Origin of the sequence: Runella sp. CRIBMP (assembly GCF_009905605.1) — a bacterium.
Taxonomy (GTDB): domain Bacteria; phylum Bacteroidota; class Bacteroidia; order Cytophagales; family Spirosomataceae; genus Runella.
On record NZ_JAAAKZ010000014.1, the window covers coordinates 37695 to 61866 of the forward strand.

The window sequence follows — 24172 nt, forward strand, 5'->3', positions numbered from 1 at the left end:
TGAGTGCTTATCCTAAAGCTTTGCATTTAACCACTCAGTATTTTCAATCAGGCGCACCAATTTGCTGTGCGAAGAGATTCCCTTGAGCGCTTCCAAATGACGGCTGTGGTGCAAATCTGTTCCTAAAAAAGACGCCTGTTTGTTCTGAACAAGTTGTTGGCCCATGGCTTGGGTGTGTTTTCCGTAATAACCCACCAATGAGAGCAAGTTGACTTGCAATAAACATCCGAGCGATTTTATGCGCTCAAAGTCGTTCATAGATAAATAATTATACCGTTCGGGGTGGGCCAGAATCGGAATTAGGCCCTGCGCCTGAATTTTAAAAATCGTGTTTTCGTAATTAAGCGTCGGTGCCACGTACGACATTTCAACCAGTACGTAGCGGTTGGCAATGGGTATCAATTGGTTATTTTCCAGCAGGGTATCAAATCCATCGTCAAGCATGTATTCAGCCGATGCTTCTAGTTTGATTTTCAAACCTGCGTCGATGATTTCCTCGTTTACCTTAGCGGCGAGGGCCTTGATGTCGTTGGGTTTGTTGGGATATAATTCCCGCATTACGTGCGGCGTAGTAATCACTTTTTGATACCCCAACGCCTCCAATTCGGTGAGGTAGTGGAGCGTGGTGGACATATCGGGGCTTCCATCGTCAATTCCGGGCAATAAATGGGAGTGCATATCGGTTGCTAGCCATTTAAAAATTCGGTGTGTTTTTCCGGAAAATAGACGTTGAAGAAAAGACATAATTTGGAACGAATTGGAAATGTTAATTTAAATATTCCCGTCTGTTTTTACTCAAATGAATGGGGAGACACGAAGGGTTTTAAATATGAAAGTACAACAATCTTGCGAAATTATTAAACCCTATTTTTGGAGTCAATCACAATCGTTACAGGGCCGTCGTTGAGTAGTGATACTTTCATATCGGCCCCAAATTCACCTGTTTGAATAGGGCGCCCCAGTTCTTCCGCAAGGCGTTGAATCATTCGGTTGTACAAAGGAATGGCGACTTCGGGCCGCGCGGCTTCAATAAACGACGGGCGGTTGCCTTTTTTGGTACTCGCGTGTAGTGTAAACTGGCTGATAAGCAGTATGTTGCCGTCAATGGATTTGAGGTCAAGGTTCATTTTTCCTTCGGTATCGGAGAAGATTCTCATACCGACAATTTTCTTGGCCAACCATTCGGTGTCTTCGTCGGTATCGGTGTGCGTAATACCCAAAAGTACCAAAAAACCCTGTTGAATTTGGCCGTTTATTCGGCCTTCTATATTGACGGAGGCTTCCGACACGCGTTGAATGACTGCAATCATTAAGGATAAAATTGTAAGGTGCAAAGTAAAGGCTAAAAACGTTCAAGTACTAAATATTTAATCATAATATGGGCTAAAACCGCCCGAATAGCCTCGAAATAAACCATGATAGTTTAGTTGGAATGTAGGTTTTGTAAGTATCAATCTGGAAAAATTGCCTTTATTTTACAGTTTTACTCACCCATTTTAAATCTATGTTTCGCCCCCTAGTTTTTGCTTTTGTACTTGCGGTCGGCTACGTATCGGTAAGCTTTATGCCTCCAGCCAACAAACCCAACATTATTTACATTTATGCCGACGACATGGGCTACGCTGAACTTGGATGCTACGGCCAACAGAAAATCCGGACGCCTCATCTTGATAAAATCGCCGCTGAAGGCATTCGGTTTACGCAACATTACACAAGTACGCCCGTGTGTGCGCCCGCCCGGTGCCAATTGTTGACGGGAAAACACGCGGGGCATTCCTACATTCGTGGCAATTATGAGTTGGGCGGCTTTGCCGATTCGTTGGAAGGTGGACAAATGCCGCTGTATCCGGGCACGTTTACCATTGGGCGGATGTTGCAGCAATCGGGGTACAAAACCGCTTGCATCGGCAAGTGGGGTTTGGGCATGGCCAATACCACTGGCAACCCCAACCAACAGGGATTTGATTATTTTTATGGCTATTTGGACCAAAAACAGGCCCACAATTTTTATCCGACGCACTTATGGGAAAACGGAAAATCGGTTCCTTTAAACAATACTTACATTGATGTTCACCGCCGCCTAACGCCCGAAACGGCTACTAAAGAAGCGTTTGCGTACTACCGTGGCAACGACTACGCCATCGATAAAATGTCCGAAAAGGCATTGTCTTTTGTGCGTGAGAACCGAAACAGGCCTTTTTTCCTGTATTTGCCTTTTACAGCTCCGCACGTTTCGTTGCAAGCGCCCGCGTCGGCGGTGGAGGAATACATCGGAAAATTTGAAGAAAAACCGTATTTGGGACAACAAAATTATGCTTCTACGCCTCATCCACGCGCTACGTATGCGGCCATGATTACGCACATGGACAAGCAAGTGGGCGCGTTGATGCAGTTGTTGAAAGACCTGAAACTCGACGATAATACCATAGTCATGTTTTCGAGCGACAACGGTGCGACCTTCAACGGTGGGGTAGAAGCGGCCTTTTTTAGGAGCGTTTCTAACCTGCGGGGGTTAAAAATGGATGTCTACGAAGGCGGTATTCGGGAGCCGATGATTGCGCGTTGGCCTGGACGTATTCCTGCTGGAAAAGTGACCGACCTCGTGTCGGTGCAGTACGATGTGATGGCAACGCTAGCCGAAGTAGTGGGGTATAAACAACTATTAGACACCGACGGAGTGTCATTTCTGCCGACCTTGTTGGGGCAAAAAGACAAACAGAAAAAACGTGAATTTATCTATTGGGAATATCCCGAAAAAGGCGGGCAACTGGCGATTCGGATGGGTAATTGGAAAGCCGTAAAAACCAACGTTCGTAAAAATCGTAAAGGCCCTTGGGAATTATACGATTTAAGCAAAGACGAAAGTGAAACCACCAATGTAGCCGCGCAGCATCCTGAATTGTTGCGCCAATTTGACACCATTGTACAGCGTGAGCATGTGCCCTCGCACCTTAAAGAATGGGAGTTTGTAAGTCCTAAATTTGGAGAATAAAGTGCTATTTTTAATTGGGAGATTTTCGCTGGGTTGTGAGCAACCCTGTCATTGACTTTGAGCAACCAACGTTACTATCCATCCTATCTTTTAACTATCAAAAAAGCCGAACTACGTAGGTAGTCCGGCTTGGGGTCGATAGGAACAGTGCGAACGTTAATTTTCTACGGTTTCGGTCACGGGAATTACGCCTAATTTTTGTCCCACTTTCGTAAACGCCGCCACGGCACGTTGAAGGTGCGCTGGCTCATGCCCCGCCGAAATCTGGACACGAATGCGCGCTTTGCCTTTGGGCACTACAGGATAAAAGAACCCAATGACATAAATGCCTTCTTCCAACAATTGTTTGGCAAATTCTTGGGCCAACGGTGCATCGTAAAGCATGATTGGAACAATCGGATGCTCACCTGGCAAAATGTCAAATCCAACGGCGGTCATGGCCTCGCGGAAGTAGCGCGTGTTGGCTTCGAGCTTGTCGCGCAGGGCGGTCGAGGCCCGCAGCAATTCCAACACTTTGAGCGAAGCACCCACAATGGAAGGAGCTAAGGTATTGGAAAACAAATACGGCCGCGAACGTTGGCGCAACAACTCCACAATCTCTTTCCGCGCCGCCGTAAACCCACCCGATGCGCCTCCGAGAGCTTTTCCGTACGTGCCCGTGATGATGTCGATGCGGCCCAATACATTTTTGTGCTCAGGCGTGCCACGGCCCGTTTTGCCCATAAAACCGCTGGCGTGGCATTCGTCTACCATGACCATTGCACCGTATTGGTCGGCCAAATCGCAAATTTTATCTAACTGCGCAATGGTGCCGTCCATCGAAAAGACGCCGTCGGTGACAATTAATACCCGTCGGCATGAGGTAGCGGCTTGAAGTTGTGCTTCCAAATCGGCCATGTCGTTGTGTTTGTACCGAAAACGTTTGGCTTTGCACAGACGGATACCGTCGATGATGGAAGCATGGTTGAGTTCGTCGGAAATGATGGCGTCTTCTTCGCCCAATAAAGGTTCAAAAACTCCGCCGTTGGCGTCAAATGCCGCCGCGTACAAAATGCAATCTTCAGCCCCGACAAATTCTGCCGTTTGGCGTTCGAGTTCTTTGTGGATGTCTTGCGTACCGCAAATAAACCGTACCGACGACATCCCGAAACCGTGGGTATCGAGCGCCTCGTGGGCGGCCTTAATTACCTCTGGGTGTGAAGAAAGTCCCAAGTAATTATTGGCGCAGAAATTCAGTACTTCGCGTCCGTCCTGCACCGCAATCACGGAAGATTGAGGCGTAACGATGATGCGTTCGGTTTTATAAAGGCCCGCTTCTTTGATGGCGGCCAATTCTTTTTGGAGATCTTCTTTGATGCTTCCGTACATGGTGCTAAGCAGTTACGTGATACAATTCGTTGAGATGGGTAATCATTTCGTGCGTCATTTTAGGTAAATCAAACGCGGGTTTCCAGCCCCAATCTTGCCGGGCAACCGAATCGTCAATGCTTTTGGGCCACGAATCAGCGATGGCTTGCCGAAAATCGGGCGCATAAGTTACCTTAAAATCAGGGAAATGCTGCTGAATAGAGGCCGTCAATTCGGCGGGAGTAAAGCTCATTCCCGCTAAATTATAAGACGTACGAATGGTGATTTTATCGGCGGGGGCGTCCATCAATTCCAGCGTGGCACGGAGCGCGTCGTCCATATAAATCATGGGCAAACGGGTGTCGGCGGCCAAAAAGCATTCAAAATGATGACCCTGAACGGCTTCGTGGTAAATAGCCACGGCGTAGTCGGTGGTGCCACCACCGGGCATGGATTGGTAACTGATGACGCCTGGATAACGCAGCGAGCGTACATCCAGTTTGTAGCGTTTGTGGTAATACACCGACCAATTTTCAGCGGCCACTTTGCTAATGCCGTAGACCGTGGCGGGATCCAAGACCGAAGACTGGGGTGTTTCTTCTTTGGGGGCATGTTCGCCGAAGGCGGCAATCGAACTCGGCACAAAAACCTTGTTTAGATTAAACGTTCGGCCTATTTCTAAAACGTTGAGTAAAGTCTGCATGTTGAGGTTCCACGCCCACAATGGGTCTGCCTCGCCTTTGGCCGAGAGCACGGCCGCTAAATGATAAATTTGGGTAACACGGTGCCGCTGAACGATGTCGGCCAGCGCCGTTACGTTGGTGGCATCCAAAACTTCAAAGATGGCTTCCTCGTGCCCTGTTTGGCGAATATCGGTAGCGATGACGTTACCGAATCCGTACATTGTTTGGAGGCGTGGTAAGAGTGCCGTGCCGATTTGCCCGTTGGCCCCGATGACTAAAATGGTTTCGTGCTTCATGGTTCAATGGGTGTTGAGTAACTGATTTTTGGAAGAATGATGAAGTGTAATTCACGGTACAAAAGTAGTTAGGCCGTTAGAATTTGTAAAATAGTGCCGTAAAATCAGTTAATATTGTGGTTTATTATTTATAATGAAGTTATTTTTGTTGAATTGTATTAAAAGAAGATAGTATAGAAAGAAAAATTTTCGGCATGGAACAACTCGACGACATCGACAAGAAACTGCTCCGCCTCTTGCAGGCCGATGCAAAGCTAACCACCAAAGAATTGGCCGCTACGCTCGGCCTGACGCTGTCGCCCGTGTATGAGCGCATTAAGCGGCTGGAAAACCTCGGTTTTATCAAACAATACGTAGCCATTCTGGACAAAGAACTGCTTGGGCAGCCCATCACGATTTTTTGTCAGGTGTCGATGCGCTACCACGACAAGGCGTTTATTGAAAACTTTGAAAAAGAAATTCAGAAGCTAGAAGAGGTGCAAGAGTGCTACCACATGGCGGGTCAGGTAGATTTTTTGTTGAAAATAAACATGGGAAGTCTGGACGAATACCACGGTTTTGTGCGCAACAAACTCTCTAAAATCGAAAATATTGGCACGCTCAACAGTACCTTTTCGTTGAAGGTTATCAAGCAGAGTTTGGGGTATCGGGTGGGGTGAGGAGGCTAAATGAATGGTTACTTTTTGCCTTTGTTGGTGTAATTTCACCAACAAAAATACACCCCTCACGGCGGGCAAATTAATAAACTTTGCTAGGTTGATGTCTTTGATTATGAATCTAGCCAAATTTTAAAGTCTGCTACCCGCTCCCGGCTCACAATGTTTGCGTCCCCTTCTAGCAATTTGGCCGAAATCGACAACCGACCATTAAAATATGTGCTTGCCTTTTCGACGGCCTGAATATGCAGGATTACTTTTCGATTTATACGAAAGAAATCTTTGGGTAGAAGAATTTTTTCTAGTTGGTCCAACGTGTAGTCAATGATATAACGGCATCCGGCGTTGGTTACTAAAAAAGAGATGCTGTCTTGGGTTTCAAAATGATGGATCTCATCGGCTTGAATTGTGGTAATGTTTTGCCTAGATTTGACCAAAAAACGAGTTTTGTATTGATTGTTGAATTGCTGATAGGCAAGGGTGATGGTTTCAAGCAAGTGCTTATTGCCAGATTGTCTTTGCTTCTTAAATTTTTCAACGGCAAACGTTAGCTCTTTCAACGAAATGGGCTTTAACAAATAATCAATGCTATTCTGTTTAAAAGCTTGAATGGCATAATTGTCGTAGGCGGTTGTGAAAATAATGGGAATTTCGGGCTGGATATGGGAGAAAATCTCGAAACTGTTGCCATCCGCCAAGTGAATGTCCAGAAAAAGCAAATCTGCCTGCAAGCCACTCTCAAATGCTTTTACGGTAGCGGCCACCGAATCCAAATATTGGATTACCTGAACAGCGGGGTCTATCTTCAACAGCAACAAATGCAAATGCTCTGCCGAAAGCTTTTCGTCTTCTACGATTACAACGTTCATGGCTTTAAAAGTAAAGGCAAAATTACGGTAAACGTTTTATCTGTACGGATGATTTCTATTTTTTCGTCGGTAAAATACTGATACCGTACTTGCATATTTTTTAGTCCTGTCTGTGAGCTTTTGGCTTTATCGCTGCGGGGCTGAATCGGATTTGTGATCAATAACCGATTTTTTTCGGTGAAAATCGTTACCTGCAACGGCTTGGCTTGTGAGGTTTCGTTGTGTTGAATGGTATTTTCGACCAACATTTGTAGACACATGGGGGGCAAATAGAGGCTTTTGTCAGGAGCGGAAATGTTGAGGACAAACGTAATGCTGCTTCCAAAGCGTATTTTCAACAAATACATGTAGTGTTCTAGAAAATCTAATTCTTCTTGTAGGCTGACCAACTCGGCATTTTTGCTGTCCAATACATACCGATACACTTTTGACAGTTCGTTGATAAAATCAACTGCTTTGTCTTGGTTTTGGTACACCAATGAACTCAATACGCTGAGATTATTGAACAAAAAGTGGGGATTAAGTTGGTTTTTTAGGTTTTCAAGTTGGGCGGTTGCGCTGGCAGTTTTATATTTTTCAATTTCTACCAGACTTTGGTTCCAAGCCCTAAAAAATTGGCTTGAAATATAGCTCACCAAGCCCAAAAAAGTAATAATTATGGCTGGAATAAACATTTGCCTGATGGCTCTGTTGAACAAACGTATTTCGCCGAATTTAATAAAATGAAGGAAGTTCATTAATAAAAATAGCGAAATAGCCGTAAAAATAAGGCTAACGATAAATTGACTGAATATTCTTTGTTTCGTATTCCCCAACCAACTGTATCTTTTTTCTAATTGCCAGTCAATATAGGTATTGCCCTCCCAGAGTATCAAAACGATGAAGGGGATGATGAATAAGTCGGGTTCTAAAAAATCAATTAATCTAAAGAACAGTACTTTAAACAGGAGGGCTACCAAGACGGCAATACCGAATTTTTTTAGTACACGACTTATAGTTCTGTTCACGTTATTCTCCTTTCAGCGATTTTATATCTTCCAATAGTTTTTGCATTTCCAAGCTCAGGGTTCCGTTGTAGATGCCTCTGATTCTCTTGTTTTTGTCTACCAAAATAAAGTGCTCAGTGTGAAGAAACTCCGTGCTGTCTTTACTGAAACCAATGTCTTCTTCGGCAAAATATGATTTTCGAGCCAATTGATAAATGCCTGATTTACTGCCCGTTAAAAAGTGCCACTGTTTATTTTTGATTTGGTGTTTTTCCGTAAATTTTTTAAGTACAGCAGGCGTATCAATCCAGGGCGTGACCGAAAAAGAGAGAAGTACAATGTCATTCGTTGTGCTATCGCTGACAATTTTCATATTTTTTGTCATTACTGGACAGATACTTATGCATGAAGTAAAAATGAAGTTGGCAACATGGATTTTTCCTTCGATGTTTTTCTGTGAAATGAGGATACTATCCTGGTTTAAAAAAGAAAAATCGCCGATAATATGCGGGATTTTTTCTTTGATCTCTGCTTCGTTTTTGACAAAAAGGGGCGTAAAATCGGGGTCATTATAATAGGGTAATACCGTAGTACCCGAGCCATTTTCAGTACAGCTGAGCAGGAGCATACTACTTAACAACAAAAATGCTGTCTGATACATTTTTACAGTTTTTAGTGCCCAATAACCCATATCTTTTTCCTTTAATGATGACATAATTGGCGCGTATTTTTCCATTATCATACCACATTTTTTGAGGCCCTTCTTCTTGTCCCTTCACATAAGTACCCAGATGATACAACTTCCCGTTTTGGCTCCATTCCTTCAATTCGCCCTCATAGGCATCGTTTACGGCCATAAATTCAAATCGTTTGGTACCGTTTTCCCAATAAGAGACCTGTTTGCCGTGTTTTTGCCCGTTCAGGTAATTTCTTTCTTCCCATAACTGCTTGTTTGGATACCATTTTTTGTACAGCCCACTCAGTTTGCCTTTGTAATAACCCTCCAAGGCGAGTGTGTCATGGGTGGGAGAGAGTTCCACCAAAAAACCGCTGTAGGGTTGATTACCCACAAAAACAATGTCATTTTTTACTGAGATACTGCCTGACGATCGGAGAAAATAGGTTTTAGGGACGGTTTCTTCTGGCTTGCTGCAAGAGCAGGCCAGAAGAAACCAGAAAACTGTTTTGTACGATTTCATTTATTGCGTTATCGTTCCTGGCGTTCCGTAATAGCCGCTTCCATTCAGGTAAGGAGCGTCGGCGGTAAAATGATAGTGGTAGATACCGTTTGGATAATCGGCCGTAGGGTGCGTATGCCCGTGATAGGCATCCAGCATACTGCTCGTCACGGTTGTGCCATTTTCTTCTTGTGGCCCGTACACGGGAAAGCCGTCCAATAAAAAGCCCATTAGGCCCGATTTTGTGGATTTGACGGTGGTCAGATACAAAGGTTCAACGTGATAATGATACACGCCTGTGTTTTGGGGGTGTCCATAGTATTTGTCAAAACTCGCAATCTCGCCCGTTAATGCTTGGTTGTTGGGGCCAGCATATTGATTAAACAACGCTACGCCATTGAGTGCAATCCCGATGGCCCCCAAGGGTGTGGCAGCGTGCGCCGCATCCACCTTGGGGTTCAGCGGAATTTTAATGGTAGCGTTATATTCAGCAATCGTATTCGGGTTCTTGGCAAAATTGACTCCGCTGAAGGTCTTCCCGCTGTAAGCTTCATACAACGCATTTCCTGCTGCATAGTAGGGGCTTTTATGGTCGGGTAAGTTTTTGGTTTTGATGGTGATGTAGGTGCCGTCGCTGGTAATGCTCGTGGCTCCGTAAATTTTTTTGTAAACGGCAGGCACTTCGGTAGAAACAGGAGTCGTGGTGTCGGTGTCGTCACTGTTACAGCTAGCCAAACTCATTGTAATGAAAATTACGAGCGCCAATTTGTTGATGAGTGTTTTTTTGAAATCCATAGTTGATTTGGTTAAAAAATTGAAACCTCTAGATCTGAAAGAAGGGTAAAGCATACAAAAAGATAATTTCATTATAGGTAGTGTTACTTCGGTTATAAAACTATCGTTTAATGATGGCCTCAAAAAAGGAATTCCTTTGGGTTGTTGTAAAAGTAGGTTAAGTTGTTGAAATTTTTGGTCAGGCTAATATGCGCTTTTGTGATAGTAGCCCATTCTAGCTATAAACATCCAACCATGCCCGATTTCATTTCTTACCCAAAGTCAATGGATAGAGAATTTGCGGGTGGTAATTTTGGGCCATCATTCACAAAAAAGCAAAGAAATGGATACTAAAATGCACCAAACATCCCCAAAAATGGCCCTCTTGGCGGGCTTCTCACTGATTGCAATGGCCCTCATTGCGGGATTTGCCTACGGGTACGGATTTGAAAATATCTACGTGGCCAACGATGGCCCCGCCACGCTGAAAAACCTGAACCAATCAGCGACCCTGTTTCGATGGGTGCTGTTTTCGTTTGTCATTATTCTGATTCTGGACGTGGTGGTGGCATGGGCACTTTATATTTTCATGAAGCAGGTCGATGAATCGTTGTCGTTGCTTTCGGCGTGGTTGCGCTTAGTTTACGCCGCTTTGTTGGGGGTTGCGTTGCTGAATCTGGTGGGTATTTTACCCGAAGTAACGGGGCCGTCGCAAAGTGCGTCTGTGACCATGACCAGTTTTAGGGCTTTTTTGGCGATGTGGTCGTTGGGGTTAATTGTTTTTGGCGGCCATCTGTTTTTACTGGGTTATTTGATGCTCCGGTCGGGTTTTATTTCCAAAATTCTGGGAATCTTAATGCTTGTGGCGTCGGTTTGTTACCTTTTTGCCAATATGGCGCAGCTTCTTTTGCCAAATTATGAGCATTACAAAGCCACAGTAGACGCTGTCATGAGTGCGCCAATGGCCCTTGGGGAATTGGGCCTTGCTGTCTGGCTGGTGTGGAAAGGAGGGAAGGGAAGTTAACGTTATTTCTCTTTCAGGATTCGCTTTCTGATTCGGCTCAACGATTCGGGCGTAACCCCAATGTAGCCAGCGAGTTGGTGTTGCGGTACTCGTTGCAATAAATCAGGTCGATTTTCCAATAAATTTAAGTAGCGTTCTTCGGGCGAAGAAGCCATAAAATACGCCAGTGCATCTTGCGTTTTGCCAAAATCCTGCTCCATCATCTGGCGGGTAATTTCAATCAGCTTCGGAAATTTTTGATACATCTCCGTTTCTTTCGCGGGTTCTCCGATAAGTAGGATGGAATCTTCTACGCACGACAAATAACTTTCGGACTTGGCCTGAGTGGTGTAGCTCGTAAAAAAAACTGCGGCCTGCTCTTCCGTGTAAAATTGGGTGGTTTTTTCGATGCCATTCACCAACCTATACTGCCTTAAACAGCCTTTCAAAACAAAATAACATTCGTTGCAGATGTCTCCTTCGTTGACCAAAACGCTGCCTTTTTCATACAGCTTAACTTTCATATTTGCGGCAATCGCCTCGACTTCTTCTGAAGTAAGGGTTTGGAATTTAGAGAGATAGGTCATTAACTCGGTTCTTAATCGAGCGTCGACTTCTGGAATATTATTGCGGTTGTTCATAGGTTTATAGGCTGTTTGTTTGGAGGGAGAGGTAGAGTAGTAAGTTTCAAATTTTATCTTCATAAAGTCATCCAAATTAGGGGCTATTTGTGAATCTACAAAGAAACGTTGCCCGATTTTTAGACGAGATTATTAACCACTAAAAACTAAATGGAAAAACCTTCATGCTCATCGGGGGTATTGGTTTTTGCCAGCAACACAGCGCTAATTTTTTAAGGGTAAACTAACTTGTACTAGGTAGCGTATTTGTGTTATTGCTTGGTTTTAGGGCCAACAGAGGATGTTTATATTCATAAGAAACACCGTTAAAAAAAAGAAGGAGAGTACAATAATGCTTAAAATTATAAAAAAGAAATTTAACGATATAAGGGTATCACCCTCCTGTTTTGCCCTGGTTCTTATATTGCTCGTGTTTGACCATATTCATTATTTTTGACTATCTGTAGGATAGGAAAAAAAGCAAACAAATTCAGGTATTGTCCCGAAAGATAGAATCATTGGAGTCTTTGATGAAGCGTATTCCGCCCGCAGTTGCAGAAAGTACCCAGCAGCAGATAAAAAATAAGACCCAAATCCGTCTGAAACCAGAATTGGGTCTTTGGTGCCTTTGGTGGTGTTTTGTGCGTTTTGTTGGTGTTTTTTTACCAAAAAAACCTATCAAACGAGCATTTTGAGGATTTCTAATCCTTCGTCCCAACGGCCGTAACCTGAATAGACGTTGATATGGCCTGCGTCGCCGATAGAGACCAGTTTGCTTCCCCAAGATTCGGCAAAGAACTTGTACCGCTCCATGGAGGTCCAGAGGTCGTTGGTACTTGCGACTACTACCGACGGAAAAGGGAGAGGAAGCAGTGGGATGGGTGCAAAACTTTGCAGTGACAAATCCATGTAGGGGTTGTCGATATCGGGAGGGGCCACAATCATGGCACCTTTGATTTTTTGGGGATGTTTGGCCGCCCAATGCGCCAGGGCAATCCCGCCAAGGCTGTGCGTGATTAAGATGGTCTCGGAGGTGTCGAGGTCTTTCAGCGTTTTTTCAATTTCGCTCGTCCAATCTTCGCATGTTACCCCCGTCCATCTTTTCTGATTTATTCGTCGACAATTGCTCAATTGTTGTTCAAAATGAGTTTGCCAATGCTGGGCGGGAGAGTTTCCGTAGCCGGGCAGCGTAAAATATTGTATCATTTGTGCTGAGTATAATGGGTTAGTGTATCTAATGCAATTTAGGGATAATTTTTGAGGTGTTTTACTCTTTATAAATTGCAAAAGAAAAAGGGGCATTTTGCAATGTGCCCGAGATATTGTAGGTTTTAACCTCTAATTGCCCATTGATGATTAAGAAATTTACAAGTACTGGAAATGAAGCAAAAGTGGAACCTACTACTGAATTACTCCCAATCGACAGCGTTTGGCCTGTTATTGTAATTCTTCTGTGACCTGCGGCTAGGGTTTCAATGGTGCCTATGTTGGAAGTGCCCGTTAATAGAACTCCGTTATCCTGTACTGTGGCAACAGCAATGGGGATTAGGCTATAATCACCAGTAGTGGGTGTATTTACTTTTCCTGTTAGTTTAATATTGCCTACGATATCCAGTTTCTGGGTGGGTGATTGTATGCCTATTCCTACATTTCCTGAATTATTGTTGTAGATATGCGTGCCGTTGACCGACCAAGGATTAACGCCCGTAAGTAAGGCTTGCCAGGCCGAACCATTGCAATAATAGGTTTTGTTGTCGGTCGTTAATAATACCAATTGCCCTTTTTGAGAAGCCGTACATCCACCCAGCGTAGCAACGTTTGGAAGTTGCAATGAACTTGGTAAAATCGTGCTGTTTTGGGCTGATAAATTCCCGCATGTTCCCAAAAAGCAGGAAATTGTAAAAAATAAGTTTAGCTTTTTCATGATAAAATCTTGGTTTAAAGTAAGGAAGGTGCCATTTTCTGATATACACTATTTTTTGGTAAAAGGTATTCTTTCACTACACTTGATGAATCTGAGGGTTTGAGTCTAAAATATTAGCTGACTTTAGTCCTGAGTTTTCCAAAATGAAATATCGGGTGGGCCAGCCAGAAATTGTCTGGAATCATTGATGAATTGTAACAAATGCGGGGTTTTCATGTGCGCTCCTTTGTAATAGTCTTCATCGGCCCATTGTTCATGGAGCAAAATGTTACTTTTATCGTTGGGATCTATATGAATTACAATGCTCACATAATGAGGCTCTTTCTTAACTTTTGCGATTAACTCCTGTAATGCCTTCAAAGCCATATCTTCTTTGGAGGGCTGGGTTTTGTATTTGACAAGGACTGTAATCATTCCACCCATATTATGTTGGTGAAAATTACCTGTCGTTATCTTAAATGAACTGATGCCCATAAAAAGTAGGAAGTAGATGGACGCTTTTAGTGGTTTCATAGTGATAAACGTTATGTAAATGGTTATTTTAGATTGATTTTTGGGCTTTGAAGTTATTCCTGTTTTTTCTTATACCGCCAACCGAACCGTAAATTCCGTTCCTTTTCCGGGTTCGGTTTTGCACAGAATGATGCCGCCGATTTCGTCCAAAATCCGTTTTACAATGCTCAGCCCCAAGCCCGTAGATGAGTTGCCAGCGGTGGCAGCTGAGGCCGTATTGTATTTTTCGAATAAATGGGGAAGGTGCTTGCTTTCGATGCCAATGCCTTCATCTTTGACGTGTACTAATACGGTATCGTCTTTTTTTTCGGCACTGACCCATACACGACCGTTTGGATTGGAATATTTGATGGCGTTGGAGACGAGGTTTTCGAGCACCCGCTGCACCAAGTGTGGGTCAGAGAGAAGATGCAAAGGCTGAGGGGCTGGCTCAAACAACAGTTGAATGTTTTTGGCGCGGGCCGCCTCCGCAAACTCGTTGAGCACCTCTTGCGTTAAGGTCTGCAAATCAAAGGTTTCGAGGCGAAGTGTGTGTTTGTTGGTTTCTGCTTTTTCAACGTTTAGCACGTCCTGTATCAAGTTCATACCCTGTTTGGCGCTTTTTTCGATGATTTGGACGGCTTCCAAGGCTTTGGTATTGGCGGCATCTATGTTCATTTTTAAGATAGAATTCCACGTGTTTATCACCAAAAACGGCGTACTCAAATCGTGAGATACAATGCTGATGAGCTGATTTTTTTCGCGGTTTAGGTCCGACAATCGGGTATTTTGACGCTCAATAAGTTCATTTTTTTCGTTCAACATTTTGTTCTTTTGCCGATTTTTGACCAGAAAATACCCAATCACGCCCGAAAACAGCAGCACGCCCAAAAAGCTGATTCCGAAGATGAGCCGTTGTTGTTGTTCCTGTTTCAGTTGCTGATTGAGGAGTTTGTTTTCTTGCTCCTTTTTCTCGGATTCGTACTGTTCTCTCAGTTGCGCAATGGATTTATTGGTCTCGGCGTTAATCAGTTCCTTTCCCAGACTATCGTAAATAGCGTAGTACTCATAGGCTTTTTTGTAGTCGCCAAAATACCGGTGCAGGTCGGCGAGAGAATTCATGGAGATGTGTTCTTTGGTTTTTGAACCGCTTTTTTTCGCAATCCTGAGGCACTCATTTACGTACCATTCGGCTTCTTTGCGCTGATTCAATTTGAGGTAAATTTCAGACATGTTTCCGTAGTCATACCACAAGTCTTCGTCGGAGTGAATGGCCTTGTGAAAGGCAATGTTTCTTTCTATGTAAGGCTTGGCCTGTGCGTATTTTCCCTGTTTGATGAGCAGCGTGGCCAGATTGATGTACACATTGGCAATGCCGACCGAATCTTTGATGTTTTTTTTGATTTTAAGCGCTTGGGTATAGTAATAAAAAGCGCTGTCAAACTTGGATTCTTTACGGTAAATCACGCCGAGATTGGTGTAATAAGTGGAGAGTCGTCGTGGATTTGCTTTTTCTTTTTGACCTTCAAGGATGCCTTTAAACAACAGGATTTTGGCTTTTTCGTTCTGCTCCGTACCGATATAAATATTTACAAGGTCGCCGATGGCTTGGTATTTTTCATCAAAAAATTGATTCTTTTCGGCTTCTTTCAAAAGCGTCAGGTACGACTTTACGGCTAGGTCGATTTTGCCGTCGTATTCGTAGTAAAAACCCATAAAACGATGGTAATAAAGGGCTTCTTTTTTTAATCCGATGCTTTGGGCATCGGCCCGAATTTGTTCAGCCATCAGTTTGATGGAGTCCTTTTTCGATTCGTAGAAGGTCAGCGTTTTGTCAATTTTTGCCCGGATGGATGTTTCGGTAACTTGCCCAAAGACGGGCTTTAGACAACCCATAAAAAACAAAAGAAAAAATAACAACTGTTTCATAATCAGTGGAGTATGTAGTGTTGTTAATTGTCAATCAAATTATAGTTGATTGCGTATTTTACCAGACCTACGGTATTGCTCACCCCCAGTTTGATCATGATATTTTGCCGGTGCGTATCGACGGTACTTACGCTGATAAACAGTTTAGCGGCTATTTGGGCACTGCTGTATTCCTGACAGATGAGGGTTAAAATTTCTTTTTCGCGTTTGCTCAAAATAACGCCCGAGTTTTTGGTGATGTATCCATTTTGGTGAATGGATTGGTCTTTTGAAAAGTCAAGCTCAATGTTTTTGGCGTAGTAAGTTCCGCCGCCAGCCACCGTTCTAATGGCATCAAAAACCTCCTCGTAGGTAGCATCCTTGAATAAATATCCCTGAAAGCCAAGTTTTTGGAGTCGATGAAACAGGCGTGAGCCGCGCAAGATAGTGAGGTAAATGACGGGTAATTGTGGATGTGTCGCCCTGATTTTCGATAACAGATCTTCGGGGTCGGAGTTGGGTAAATTTACATCCAGTACTAAAATGTCAATACAAGGTTTTGTGGCCAAAAAGTGGATGGTGTCCTGGCCAGAGGTACAGGTTTTAACCACCTCAAAATCATGCTGTGTTTCGATGATAGCGGCCAATCCGCGTAGCAATAATTCGTGGTCATCTACTAGGCAGAGCTTAATCATAGCGGCTTCTTTGAGTCACTTTTTACTTCTTTTTCGCTATTAAAATTAGAAAATGACTCGCGCATCTACAAACAATGGGCGGGCCGAAAGCTTTAATTGACCCGAAAATTTACTTAACGGTTCTGATTCACTAGAATATACTGTTTAGTCAACCCTCTCTGGTGTTATTATCCCTATTTACACGATGTTTTGGCATGGATATAAATCTGAAATTTGCCAACAGAAAATTTCTGCGGACTTCATTCTATGTTTGATAATCTCCCTAATCATACTTACTTAAACCATGAAAAAGCGCTATTTGTCATTCGTTTTATTATTGACTGCCTTGGCTTCTTGTTCCAAAAAAGAAAACGTCAGTCCTTTCTTTTTCTCGTGCATGATAGAAGGTAATAAATACGCCATTGAAAATGAAATAGGCGCTTATGCCGTGGTTTTTAGCAATACGTCCAATACTATCTATGGTACTGAGTTGGAAAATGTCAAAACCGCTACGCCTCGTACCATGTACATCACTTTGGAGTCTACTAAGGGCGTAGGGGTACACCAATGCAACGGCAAAAACTCTATCTTTTTTGAAGATACCGACAAAGTGGTGTACCGAACCAATTTTAACAATGGTTCGGGCCAAATCGAAATCACCGAGAAAACCGCCGAAGTTATAAAGGGAAAATTTTCGGGCATTGCCAAATCATTTACTAATCCCATAAAGACCATCAATATCACCAGCGGAGAGTTTTCTGTGCGGTTTCGATAACAGACGCTTCTTTTTCCATCTTGTAACTCAACTCTTAAAATCATGCAAAAGCTATTCATTCTTTCTATTTTTAGTTTTTTAGCCTCTAATTTATTGGCTCAGAGTGTGTTAATTACACCCAGCAAAATGGAGTCAAAGCAAAACTCGCCTGGTGATAATCTCATTTTACAGGGCACTAATGCCCCCAATATCTTTGCAAAACGGCACAATGGTACGCTTGCGTTGCCTACGGCGGTTCTTTCGGGCGATAATATTTTTATTCTTCAAGGTGCAGGGTACAACGGAACTACATTTACGCAAGCAAAAGGAGCTATTCGGTTTGAGGCTACCCAAAATTGGACTACCACCCAAAACGGAACTAGAATGGTATTTTTGACAACTGAGAATGGAAGCACCGTACAAACGGCCCGTATGACAATCAATCATGACGGAAATGTAGGAGTCGGAACTGAAATACCGCAGGCAAATTTTGAAGTGGCGGGCAACGCTGGTATTGGCGTACGGACCTACGGGGCTGGTAATACTTATAACTCCCACATCTACGGAAGCCATGCAGGCGGCACGGAGAGTGCCCCTACGGCCTCGACCAACGACCAAATTTTGGCCCGTTTTGAAGGGCTGGGCCACAATGGTAGTTATTTTGAAGAAGGAGCCCGCATGGAAATCCGCTCAAAGGAGACCTGGGCAAGTGCCGAAAATGGGGCCGAAATCAACTTTTATACTACGCCTATCAACAACGACATTCCCCTCAAACGGATGACCATTGCCGAAAATGGAAATATCGGAATCAATACCAGTACGCCGACTTATCCGCTGGAAGTGTTGGCAACGACCGATGATGGAATTGCCGTGAAACGCTTCGGCGACGCTCCCGCATTTTTTGGGGTATCGGCAGGCGGAAATATAAATACTCCGGGGCCTTCGTTGAATGGCCATATTCTGGCCCGCTTTGGGGCGCGAGGCTACGACGGAAACAATTTTACCAATGCCAAAGCGCGTATTGAGATGCGAACCACCGCCGACTGGAGCCCAACCAGCACGGGTGCCGCCATTGATTTCATAACAACCACGGCCGCAGGTACTACGCCTGTAGTAAATATGACCCTTTCGGGGCCGGGTAATTTGGGTGTGGGACGACTGCCAACGCTTAGCTATCGACTTGAAGTAGAGGGAAATGCCTATAAAACCGTGGGCGGTGGTAACTGGGACTCGCCCTCCGACCGCCGTTTGAAGAAAGATATTACTTACCTCGACAGTCAGGAAATACTCCAAAAGGTGCTGCAATTGAAGGGCGCCAATTACCGTTGGATTGACGAAAAAAAGGGCAAAGACCTGCAATTTGGCTTCATTGCGCAAGAGTTGAGAGAGGTGTTCCCGACCAAAGTTCAACAACATGCCGATGGATATTTGTCGGCTACTTACGGCGACTTTGACCCAATGCTGGTCGAATCCATTAAAGCACTCAAGGCGTTGATTGATGAACAGCGGGAAATGATTGCGGAGCAACGGGTAGAAATTGACCAATTAAAAACGGTTGTTTCGGCCAAGAATGACGTATCGAATCAATCGAGCAGAACAAAAGAGTAATGATATGACCATGATTCTCTTTACTTTAACCTCCTTTGAGGCGGGTCAATACGTTGATTTTGAGAAGGTTGTTTGTATTACTGGTGACGGAAATTACTCCTGTATCCATTTGACCGACGGACAGAGATTGTTGGTGTCGAAGTGTTTGGAACAACTCGAATCGCGACTGCCGCACCGTCAATTTCTCCGAATTCATAAGCGTTACCTCGTCAACCTACGTTTTGTGGAAAGTATCTTTCCGAAACAAATCAAGCTGACCGACGGAAAAGTCTACGCCGTGGCCCGTAGGCGGTGGCCGAGTGTCAATTCTTATTTTAAACAGAAAATACGACGCTAAAAAACAACTGCATCTATCCACCAAACATTTGGCAGGTAGATGCAGTTATCTGCTTTCCAGAATTGTGAAGTTATTTTTGGGGGGCCGAAGGGTGAGAATTTACCATCTGCTCTACTTCTAACTCTGAGCCAGGCGTAGCTTTTGTTTTACGTTTGAAAACCGCTTTTACCACAAAATAGATAATCAAAGCCGACAGAACACCCGTCAGGAAGTCGGTCAGCGGAACCATAAAGGCCGTGTAGGTCATCATGGCAAACTCAAACTTGCCCTGATGCTTGATTTCGCGGATTTCGGAAGGTTTGATCATGTTGCTTGCCACCCAAACCAATATCCCCCCAATACAAGCCATCGGAATCAGTTCGAGATATTGGGCCAAGTTGTAGGCCATTGCCAATTTTAAAGCCGCTTTGAAGTAACCTGCCAACGGTGTTTGGGCACCTGCTTTGATGCTCGTAGCAGTACGGGCCAGCGCTCCTGTACAGGGGAAACCCTGAACCAACGGCGTAAGGATTTGCACCATTCCCTGTCCAAAAAACTCTTTGTCGGGATTAAAGGGCGTTCTTTGGTTGTTGGCCAATTTATCGGCCATGGATGAGCACAGAATACTCTCGACGCCCGACACAAACACGATGGCACAGACAAAATAGATAATATCAACAACGACGCTGCCGTTCAGTGCGGGTAGCATGGGCGGCGTAAACACGAAGAAATTGTTGGGGATAGAGCCGTAAAGGTCTTTGACCAAAATGATGTTTTTATCGGCTAGAAAGGTGGCCGAAAGCAACGTAGCCAGTCCCATCGCAATGACTGGCCCGGGAATAAAGACCGAAATTCGGAGTAAAGTTTTGGTTAAAGCGAAAGTCATCAGCCCCAAAAAAATGGACCAGCCGTTGATTTTGTCGATGTTCCCAAACGCCGTAGTCAGGTTATGAATCAAGCCGCCTTTGATGTCTTCGTCTTGTCCCAATAAATCCTTAAATGATTCGATGCCCAGAATATCTTCCACGTTGGTAAGTGCAATAGCCACCGCGATACCGATGGTAAAGCCCACAATGATGGAATTGGGGACGAGCTTGGCGTAGCGTCCAAAACCATAAATACCCATGATGATGAGAATTACGCCAGAAATCATCGAAACCAAAATCAAGAACCCGTGGGCCGTTTCAAAATCGCCACCATTTGCGGGGCCATATTTGGTAATCAAGCCCGCAATGACGGGAATGAACGCGGCGGTAGGCCCGTAGACTTGGTATTTGGAGCCGCCGAAAGTACGTCCTACCACGCAGGCCAACGCGCCCGCAATGATGCCGTGCTCGGGGCGCATTCCCATTGCCATCGCAAAGCCCATCGCCATCGGAATGGCCGTCATGGCCACAATCAATCCCGCGCTAAAATCCCGATAAACGGTTTTGGCCCAGTTGTCTTTTGTCAGGTCTTCCCAGCGGGAGTCAAACAAGGTGAAGAAGAGCTTCAGGCGGCCAGCAGGCGTGGTCGGAAATAATTTCTTGTTCATTTCATTTTAAATAAAAAGTGCAATTAATTGTTCTTGTTCTGATTGCTTGTAATCGGTGCCCCAGTTTATTTCAGTGACGGGAACCTTGGCTTTTTTTAGGATGGGTAAGGGGTTAAATCCATTTTTTGCGGGTTTTAATTGATAGGTTTTAGGAAGGTAGATTTCGTTAATTTTGTTTGCGTCTACGTAGTTATTCAAATAGCCATTGGTGTTCATGGTCAATAACTCAATTGAAATATCCAATAGCTTGCCTTCAAAGCGATTTTTAATGATTTCGAGGGCTTCTTTAAACTCATTGGTGACGAGGGCTTTTATTCTATTTTCTGCCGAATAGAATAGTAATTCAGTAATTGAATTGTCGGGGTATTCGGCATAAATAAGCACCACCCGGGTGGGTTGGTCGATATAAGATGCCAAAGCGAGTTTCAAAGTGTTGAGCGATGCAACACAAAAATCGGTAGGGATTAAAATAGTTTTTGTTGCCATGCCTTGCGTTAGGTTATGGACACAAAACTATTTTGGCGTTATTAAGAGCCTCTAAGAATGAGATTAGAAATTGATAAGAATGAAATTATTTTGCCGGCTAAGCTGGTAGGACAAGGCAAAACACCGCCTTGCAGCATAGGGTAAGTAGAAGAAATTACGCACAGAAACGGCTTTTGCTTGCTGTAGTTGGCTTAAACACCAACAATGGCTTAAATAAAATTCCAGCAGCTTAATGGTATTTTCGTCAAGCCAGCTATATTGCCAAGTCAATGTTAGCGGCTGGCTTTTTCAATTATAACTGGTTTGACATTAAATCCCTTCCTTTTGAAAGCTTCCAATAGACCACAATTATACTTTAAGTGTAAGAGTCCAACTGCAACAAAACAATTTTTCTTAGAAAATAAATCTGTCAGCGTTAGCATCCACTCTTCATTACGTTTTACAATTAGAATATCGTCTTCACATTCATTTGTAAACTCGTAATCAATTTCAAACCTTTGATATTTTTGGGTTTCTTGGCATTCTTCATACCAATTTTGTTCTATAGTCAGCTTTGAAATCCAAAAGCTTATTTCTTGGCCAATTAATTCTTTGCTCCAAGATTTCTCTATATCATCTAAAATATTGAGTTGTAAACTATCAGTCTCAAGTCCTTGAATACTTATTTTGTTCTTCTTTGCAATTTCTATAAGATAATTATCAAAATGATCCCATTGGTCAATTGGTTTTACTGTTTTACACTTTAATATTTGAAATTCCCGTGTCAAAGTGAGTAGTACTTCAATTGGCTTTAAAACAGATAGACTTGTTTTCCAATTCTTACTCAAATTTTTGAGTGTTGAAAAATCTTGATTAGATAATAATTTTTTAAGTTCATTCAGCTTTCTTCTTTTATGCAAAGTATATACTAATTTAGCTTCTTCGTCAATGGATTCAAATATAGCCATATCAGAATTTAGCAGTGCAGTTTTTATTTCTGGAATTGAATCAACAAATGAGTTTCCTATATTATGAAATGTACCTACAATAAAAGACTTTTTGTTATTAATTGTATCAGAAATTTCCCAAATTATTGTGTTTTGGGAATAACAAATATTTGAAAGTAGAAGTATGCCTAGTAGAGTTTTCATATAAGCTTGCCGCTAACGTTTGGGCGCTTGGCAAATAAGCGGATTTCGAAGCACTAAACTGTCTGCCAGCAGTGAACTTGATACGAGGCAGAATGTTCAATTAACCACTGAACCCGCTTTTTTGCCAAATGCCGTTTATGGGCAGGTTTTCTTGTTTTGGCAGGGCAAAGAACAATTATTGCTTGATAGCATAGCCCAGATAAAATATATTCATATCATTGCTTTCTTTCAATTGAAAGTTTTTGCCAAGCTCAGCGTAGCCCCATTCTCCTTTTACTCTTTTTCTTAAATAACCCAACATCTTAGGAATGGAAACACTTGGTGATGTTCCTTTATGTTCTTTCCAATCCAGTTTATTTTGGGCAAGAAGTGTTTTTAGTTCTTCGGGCTTAATAAACATATCCCAATTATGAATATTGGGTGGCATAAACGCCCAACGTTTCCATTCCTGCCAAATTTTAATAGCTACCAATTTGCTTAAGAAAGTTCTATTCAGCGTATCATAATAAAATACACCGTTTGGTTTTAATACCCTGGAAATTTCTGAAATTGTTTTGGGCAAATCCATGACGTGTTCCAACACATCGCAACATACTACACAATCAAATGATTGGTCAGGATAAGGAAGGTTTTCGCTAAATCCTTTGTCGTATTTAATGGTTAAACCACTAAGGCGTGCGTGGTTGATGGCTGTATTTAATGATTGTTCGGCAGGCTCAATCCCAGTGGTAGTGAACCCCAGTTTAGCAACTTCTTCTGTAAGTATCCCGCCACCTGAACCAACTTCTAACGCTGTTTTGCCCTGCGGGTCTATAGCAAGTTTGTGGAGTACTTTCTTAAAATAGCCAACTCTGCAAGGGTTAAGACTTGTTTTCAGAAGGTGTAACATTGAATCTGGTTGCCACCAAATATCACCTTCCCCTTTGTAATAATCGTTGTCTATTTTTGCATAGACTTCTTGTGTTACTTTTTCCATTTCATTTCTTGTTTTGCTTTTTCCTACTTGTAAGGCTATTCGGTTTCGCCCTTGTTTTTTACAAAAAAACTACTTAAAGAAATGAAAGTCATTCGCCTATGCTAATAAATTACTTTTTTACTGCTTCTAATGCGGCTAAGTGATGATGGCAAAATGCCGAGGTACGCTGCAATGAGATATTGTGGTACCCTTTGGAGCAAGTCGGGCATATTTGTCAATATTTGACTATATCGCGCCTCAGCATCCTTTGAAACCAACTCGGAAACCTGAGAATACAGATTCTTGGTACACTGAGAATAAAGAAGCTGTGAGTATACCGAAATTTTTGGACTCTTAATACAAGCCAGTTCCCAATCTTCTTTTGATAGAAACCAGAGTGAGCTAGCTTCAAATGTTTCAACGGTCAATTGAGCTTTATTGCCAGAAATAAAACTTTCCATATCAGAAATCCACTCGTTTTCCCTCGCAAATGTAATGACTCTGATTTGTCCGTCATCCAGCGTCTTATAGTTATAAGCAAGACCCTTCTCCACAAAAAAAAGCTTGTTGTTAAAGTCTCCTTCAGCGACCAAGATCTGCTTTCTCATGGTTGTCATACGTTTGAAGTATGGTCGAATGCTTTCAAATTCTGCTTTGGTCATACTTCCTACCTTATTGTTGATATCTTGGTAAAGTCCGTCTAATTCCATAAAGTGTAAGATTGAATTTTATTGCCATCAAATATCACCTTCTCCTTTGTAATAATCGTTGTCTATTTTTGCATAGACTTCTTCTGCTACTTTTTCCTATTTCGTAAGGCTTTTCGGTTTTGCTCCGTTTTTGAGTGGTCGCTGGTCTGCACTTTCTTCTTGTCAGTTTGTGTAAGCTATGCCATTTTATTATAATGCTTCCATTAAACAAAGTTACTTAAAAGCGGCAATTTAAAACTACAAATGAGAAGCTACTTTGGCACTCACCGTGTTACAA

General features: G+C 43.1%; 26 protein-coding genes. 6 read left to right on the forward strand and 20 right to left on the reverse strand.

Going from position 1 to position 24172, the window contains the following annotated elements; all coding sequences use genetic code 11:
- Positions 1-12 precede the first annotated feature (12 nt).
- Both GVN20_RS23530 and dtd read right to left on the reverse strand, forming a co-directional pair.
- Positions 13-744: a tyrosine-protein phosphatase gene (locus tag GVN20_RS23530; protein WP_166560698.1), complete on the reverse strand. Its 732-nt coding sequence runs from the start codon at positions 742-744 to the stop codon at positions 13-15.
- A 113-nt stretch (positions 745-857) separates the two neighbouring features.
- A complete protein-coding gene (gene dtd / locus GVN20_RS23535; protein ID WP_166560699.1) occupies positions 858-1310 on the reverse strand; it encodes a D-aminoacyl-tRNA deacylase in 453 nt (150 codons plus the stop codon).
- Positions 1311-1504: 194 nt separating this feature from the next.
- On the opposite strand from dtd, the gene GVN20_RS23540 reads away from it, so the two are divergent.
- Entirely contained in the window at positions 1505-2992 is a 1488-nt protein-coding gene (locus GVN20_RS23540; RefSeq protein ID WP_166560700.1) for an arylsulfatase, read from the forward strand.
- 156 nt (positions 2993-3148) lie between these two features.
- On the opposite strand, the gene kbl is transcribed toward GVN20_RS23540, so the two are convergent.
- Entirely contained in the window at positions 3149-4360 is a 1212-nt protein-coding gene (gene kbl / locus GVN20_RS23545; protein WP_166560701.1) for a glycine C-acetyltransferase, read from the reverse strand.
- Between the two features lie 4 nt (positions 4361-4364).
- The gene (locus GVN20_RS23550) at positions 4365-5318 is read right to left on the reverse strand and encodes an NAD-dependent epimerase/dehydratase family protein (protein ID WP_166560702.1); all 954 of its coding nucleotides are present in this window, start codon (positions 5316-5318) and stop codon (positions 4365-4367) included.
- Between the two features lie 194 nt (positions 5319-5512).
- Between GVN20_RS23550 and GVN20_RS23555 the strand changes: the two genes are divergently transcribed.
- Complete coding sequence (locus GVN20_RS23555; protein WP_013930683.1) at positions 5513-5977, forward strand: Lrp/AsnC family transcriptional regulator; 465 nt, start codon at positions 5513-5515, stop codon at positions 5975-5977.
- A 110-nt stretch (positions 5978-6087) separates the two neighbouring features.
- Here GVN20_RS23555 and GVN20_RS23560 read toward each other — a convergent pair whose 3' ends face one another.
- The 5 genes from GVN20_RS23560 to GVN20_RS23580 are packed head-to-tail and all read right to left on the reverse strand — an operon-like array spanning position 6088 to position 9802.
- Positions 6088-6843 carry a LytTR family DNA-binding domain-containing protein gene (locus GVN20_RS23560; protein WP_166560703.1) on the reverse strand — a complete coding sequence of 252 codons (756 nt, stop codon included), beginning with the start codon at positions 6841-6843 and terminating at the stop codon, positions 6088-6090.
- On the reverse strand, positions 6840-7850 hold the full coding sequence (locus GVN20_RS23565; protein ID WP_166560704.1) for a sensor histidine kinase: 1011 nt from the start codon (positions 7848-7850) through the stop codon (positions 6840-6842). Before GVN20_RS23565 ends, GVN20_RS23560 begins: the two co-directional genes overlap by 4 nt.
- A gap of 1 nt (position 7851) precedes the next feature.
- Positions 7852-8490 carry an SCO family protein gene (locus tag GVN20_RS23570; RefSeq protein ID WP_229599170.1) on the reverse strand — a complete coding sequence of 213 codons (639 nt, stop codon included), beginning with the start codon at positions 8488-8490 and terminating at the stop codon, positions 7852-7854.
- A complete protein-coding gene (locus GVN20_RS23575) occupies positions 8459-9028 on the reverse strand; it encodes a toxin-antitoxin system YwqK family antitoxin (RefSeq protein WP_166560705.1) in 570 nt (189 codons plus the stop codon). Before GVN20_RS23575 ends, GVN20_RS23570 begins: the two co-directional genes overlap by 32 nt.
- The gene (locus GVN20_RS23580) at positions 9029-9802 is read right to left on the reverse strand and encodes a YHYH protein (protein ID WP_166560706.1); all 774 of its coding nucleotides are present in this window, start codon (positions 9800-9802) and stop codon (positions 9029-9031) included.
- A 322-nt stretch (positions 9803-10124) separates the two neighbouring features.
- On the opposite strand from GVN20_RS23580, the gene GVN20_RS23585 reads away from it, so the two are divergent.
- Positions 10125-10805 carry a DUF4386 domain-containing protein gene (locus tag GVN20_RS23585; protein ID WP_166560707.1) on the forward strand — a complete coding sequence of 227 codons (681 nt, stop codon included), beginning with the start codon at positions 10125-10127 and terminating at the stop codon, positions 10803-10805.
- A 2-nt stretch (positions 10806-10807) separates the two neighbouring features.
- Here the strand turns inward: GVN20_RS23585 and GVN20_RS23590 are convergent, their stop codons facing one another.
- The 6 genes from GVN20_RS23590 to GVN20_RS23615 form a co-directional block, all read right to left on the reverse strand.
- Complete coding sequence (locus tag GVN20_RS23590; protein ID WP_229599171.1) at positions 10808-11488, reverse strand: Crp/Fnr family transcriptional regulator; 681 nt, start codon at positions 11486-11488, stop codon at positions 10808-10810.
- 594 nt (positions 11489-12082) lie between these two features.
- Entirely contained in the window at positions 12083-12610 is a 528-nt protein-coding gene (locus tag GVN20_RS23595) for an alpha/beta hydrolase (protein ID WP_166560708.1), read from the reverse strand.
- 61 nt (positions 12611-12671) lie between these two features.
- Complete coding sequence (locus tag GVN20_RS23600; protein ID WP_166560709.1) at positions 12672-13328, reverse strand: hypothetical protein; 657 nt, start codon at positions 13326-13328, stop codon at positions 12672-12674.
- A 123-nt stretch (positions 13329-13451) separates the two neighbouring features.
- Positions 13452-13841 carry a putative quinol monooxygenase gene (locus tag GVN20_RS23605; RefSeq protein WP_166560710.1) on the reverse strand — a complete coding sequence of 130 codons (390 nt, stop codon included), beginning with the start codon at positions 13839-13841 and terminating at the stop codon, positions 13452-13454.
- Positions 13842-13910: 69 nt separating this feature from the next.
- Positions 13911-15749 carry an ATP-binding protein gene (locus GVN20_RS23610; protein WP_166560711.1) on the reverse strand — a complete coding sequence of 613 codons (1839 nt, stop codon included), beginning with the start codon at positions 15747-15749 and terminating at the stop codon, positions 13911-13913.
- Positions 15750-15772: 23 nt separating this feature from the next.
- A complete protein-coding gene (locus GVN20_RS23615; RefSeq protein ID WP_166560712.1) occupies positions 15773-16423 on the reverse strand; it encodes a response regulator in 651 nt (216 codons plus the stop codon).
- 283 nt (positions 16424-16706) lie between these two features.
- Between GVN20_RS23615 and GVN20_RS23620 the strand changes: the two genes are divergently transcribed.
- Genes GVN20_RS23620 through GVN20_RS23630 form a run of 3 tightly spaced genes read left to right on the forward strand, consistent with a single transcriptional unit; the run spans position 16707 to position 19101 of the window.
- The gene (locus GVN20_RS23620; RefSeq protein WP_166560713.1) at positions 16707-17177 is read left to right on the forward strand and encodes a hypothetical protein; all 471 of its coding nucleotides are present in this window, start codon (positions 16707-16709) and stop codon (positions 17175-17177) included.
- A gap of 42 nt (positions 17178-17219) precedes the next feature.
- Positions 17220-18764 carry a tail fiber domain-containing protein gene (locus GVN20_RS23625; protein ID WP_166560714.1) on the forward strand — a complete coding sequence of 515 codons (1545 nt, stop codon included), beginning with the start codon at positions 17220-17222 and terminating at the stop codon, positions 18762-18764.
- A 10-nt stretch (positions 18765-18774) separates the two neighbouring features.
- The gene (locus GVN20_RS23630) at positions 18775-19101 is read left to right on the forward strand and encodes a LytTR family DNA-binding domain-containing protein (protein WP_166560715.1); all 327 of its coding nucleotides are present in this window, start codon (positions 18775-18777) and stop codon (positions 19099-19101) included.
- 70 nt (positions 19102-19171) lie between these two features.
- Here GVN20_RS23630 and GVN20_RS23635 read toward each other — a convergent pair whose 3' ends face one another.
- The 5 genes from GVN20_RS23635 to GVN20_RS23655 form a co-directional block, all read right to left on the reverse strand.
- On the reverse strand, positions 19172-20614 hold the full coding sequence (locus GVN20_RS23635) for a SulP family inorganic anion transporter (RefSeq protein WP_166560716.1): 1443 nt from the start codon (positions 20612-20614) through the stop codon (positions 19172-19174).
- Positions 20615-20620: 6 nt separating this feature from the next.
- Positions 20621-21100 (reverse strand): hypothetical protein, encoded by a 480-nt coding sequence (locus GVN20_RS23640; RefSeq protein ID WP_166560717.1) that lies wholly within the window; start codon positions 21098-21100, stop codon positions 20621-20623.
- A 272-nt stretch (positions 21101-21372) separates the two neighbouring features.
- Positions 21373-22230 (reverse strand): TraB/GumN family protein, encoded by an 858-nt coding sequence (locus GVN20_RS23645; RefSeq protein WP_166560718.1) that lies wholly within the window; start codon positions 22228-22230, stop codon positions 21373-21375.
- Between the two features lie 175 nt (positions 22231-22405).
- Complete coding sequence (gene ubiG / locus GVN20_RS23650) at positions 22406-23206, reverse strand: bifunctional 2-polyprenyl-6-hydroxyphenol methylase/3-demethylubiquinol 3-O-methyltransferase UbiG (RefSeq protein WP_166560719.1); 801 nt, start codon at positions 23204-23206, stop codon at positions 22406-22408.
- 101 nt (positions 23207-23307) lie between these two features.
- The gene (locus tag GVN20_RS23655; protein WP_166560720.1) at positions 23308-23895 is read right to left on the reverse strand and encodes a Crp/Fnr family transcriptional regulator; all 588 of its coding nucleotides are present in this window, start codon (positions 23893-23895) and stop codon (positions 23308-23310) included.
- Positions 23896-24172 lie beyond the last annotated feature (277 nt).

Excerpts from the sequence above, each read along its gene's own strand:
- GVN20_RS23645 (WP_166560718.1), bottom strand. The coding sequence starts at position 22,230 with ATGAAAACTCTACTAGGCATACTTCTACTTTCAAATATTTGTTATTCC.
- GVN20_RS23590 (WP_229599171.1), bottom strand. The coding sequence starts at position 11,488 with ATGAAGATAAAATTTGAAACTTACTACTCTACCTCTCCCTCCAAACAA.
- GVN20_RS23610 (WP_166560711.1), bottom strand. The coding sequence starts at position 15,749 with ATGAAACAGTTGTTATTTTTTCTTTTGTTTTTTATGGGTTGTCTAAAG.
- GVN20_RS23605 (WP_166560710.1), bottom strand. The coding sequence starts at position 13,841 with ATGAAACCACTAAAAGCGTCCATCTACTTCCTACTTTTTATGGGCATC.
- GVN20_RS23600 (WP_166560709.1), bottom strand. The coding sequence starts at position 13,328 with ATGAAAAAGCTAAACTTATTTTTTACAATTTCCTGCTTTTTGGGAACA.
- GVN20_RS23575 (WP_166560705.1), bottom strand. The coding sequence starts at position 9,028 with ATGAAATCGTACAAAACAGTTTTCTGGTTTCTTCTGGCCTGCTCTTGC.
- GVN20_RS23630 (WP_166560715.1), top strand. The coding sequence starts at position 18,775 with ATGATTCTCTTTACTTTAACCTCCTTTGAGGCGGGTCAATACGTTGAT.
- GVN20_RS23585 (WP_166560707.1), top strand. The coding sequence starts at position 10,125 with ATGGATACTAAAATGCACCAAACATCCCCAAAAATGGCCCTCTTGGCG.
- GVN20_RS23620 (WP_166560713.1), top strand. The coding sequence starts at position 16,707 with ATGAAAAAGCGCTATTTGTCATTCGTTTTATTATTGACTGCCTTGGCT.
- GVN20_RS23570 (WP_229599170.1), bottom strand. The coding sequence starts at position 8,490 with ATGTATCAGACAGCATTTTTGTTGTTAAGTAGTATGCTCCTGCTCAGC.
- kbl (WP_166560701.1), bottom strand. The coding sequence starts at position 4,360 with ATGTACGGAAGCATCAAAGAAGATCTCCAAAAAGAATTGGCCGCCATC.
- dtd (WP_166560699.1), bottom strand. The coding sequence starts at position 1,310 with ATGATTGCAGTCATTCAACGCGTGTCGGAAGCCTCCGTCAATATAGAA.
- GVN20_RS23550 (WP_166560702.1), bottom strand. The coding sequence starts at position 5,318 with ATGAAGCACGAAACCATTTTAGTCATCGGGGCCAACGGGCAAATCGGC.
- GVN20_RS23635 (WP_166560716.1), bottom strand. The coding sequence starts at position 20,614 with ATGAACAAGAAATTATTTCCGACCACGCCTGCTGGCCGCCTGAAGCTC.
- GVN20_RS23640 (WP_166560717.1), bottom strand. The coding sequence starts at position 21,100 with ATGGCAACAAAAACTATTTTAATCCCTACCGATTTTTGTGTTGCATCG.
- GVN20_RS23530 (WP_166560698.1), bottom strand. The coding sequence starts at position 744 with ATGTCTTTTCTTCAACGTCTATTTTCCGGAAAAACACACCGAATTTTT.
- ubiG (WP_166560719.1), bottom strand. The coding sequence starts at position 23,206 with ATGGAAAAAGTAACACAAGAAGTCTATGCAAAAATAGACAACGATTAT.
- GVN20_RS23655 (WP_166560720.1), bottom strand. The coding sequence starts at position 23,895 with ATGGAATTAGACGGACTTTACCAAGATATCAACAATAAGGTAGGAAGT.
- GVN20_RS23580 (WP_166560706.1), bottom strand. The coding sequence starts at position 9,802 with ATGGATTTCAAAAAAACACTCATCAACAAATTGGCGCTCGTAATTTTC.
- GVN20_RS23625 (WP_166560714.1), top strand. The coding sequence starts at position 17,220 with ATGCAAAAGCTATTCATTCTTTCTATTTTTAGTTTTTTAGCCTCTAAT.
- GVN20_RS23595 (WP_166560708.1), bottom strand. The coding sequence starts at position 12,610 with ATGATACAATATTTTACGCTGCCCGGCTACGGAAACTCTCCCGCCCAG.
- GVN20_RS23555 (WP_013930683.1), top strand. The coding sequence starts at position 5,513 with ATGGAACAACTCGACGACATCGACAAGAAACTGCTCCGCCTCTTGCAG.
- GVN20_RS23540 (WP_166560700.1), top strand. The coding sequence starts at position 1,505 with ATGTTTCGCCCCCTAGTTTTTGCTTTTGTACTTGCGGTCGGCTACGTA.
- GVN20_RS23615 (WP_166560712.1), bottom strand. The coding sequence starts at position 16,423 with ATGATTAAGCTCTGCCTAGTAGATGACCACGAATTATTGCTACGCGGA.
- GVN20_RS23560 (WP_166560703.1), bottom strand. The coding sequence starts at position 6,843 with ATGAACGTTGTAATCGTAGAAGACGAAAAGCTTTCGGCAGAGCATTTG.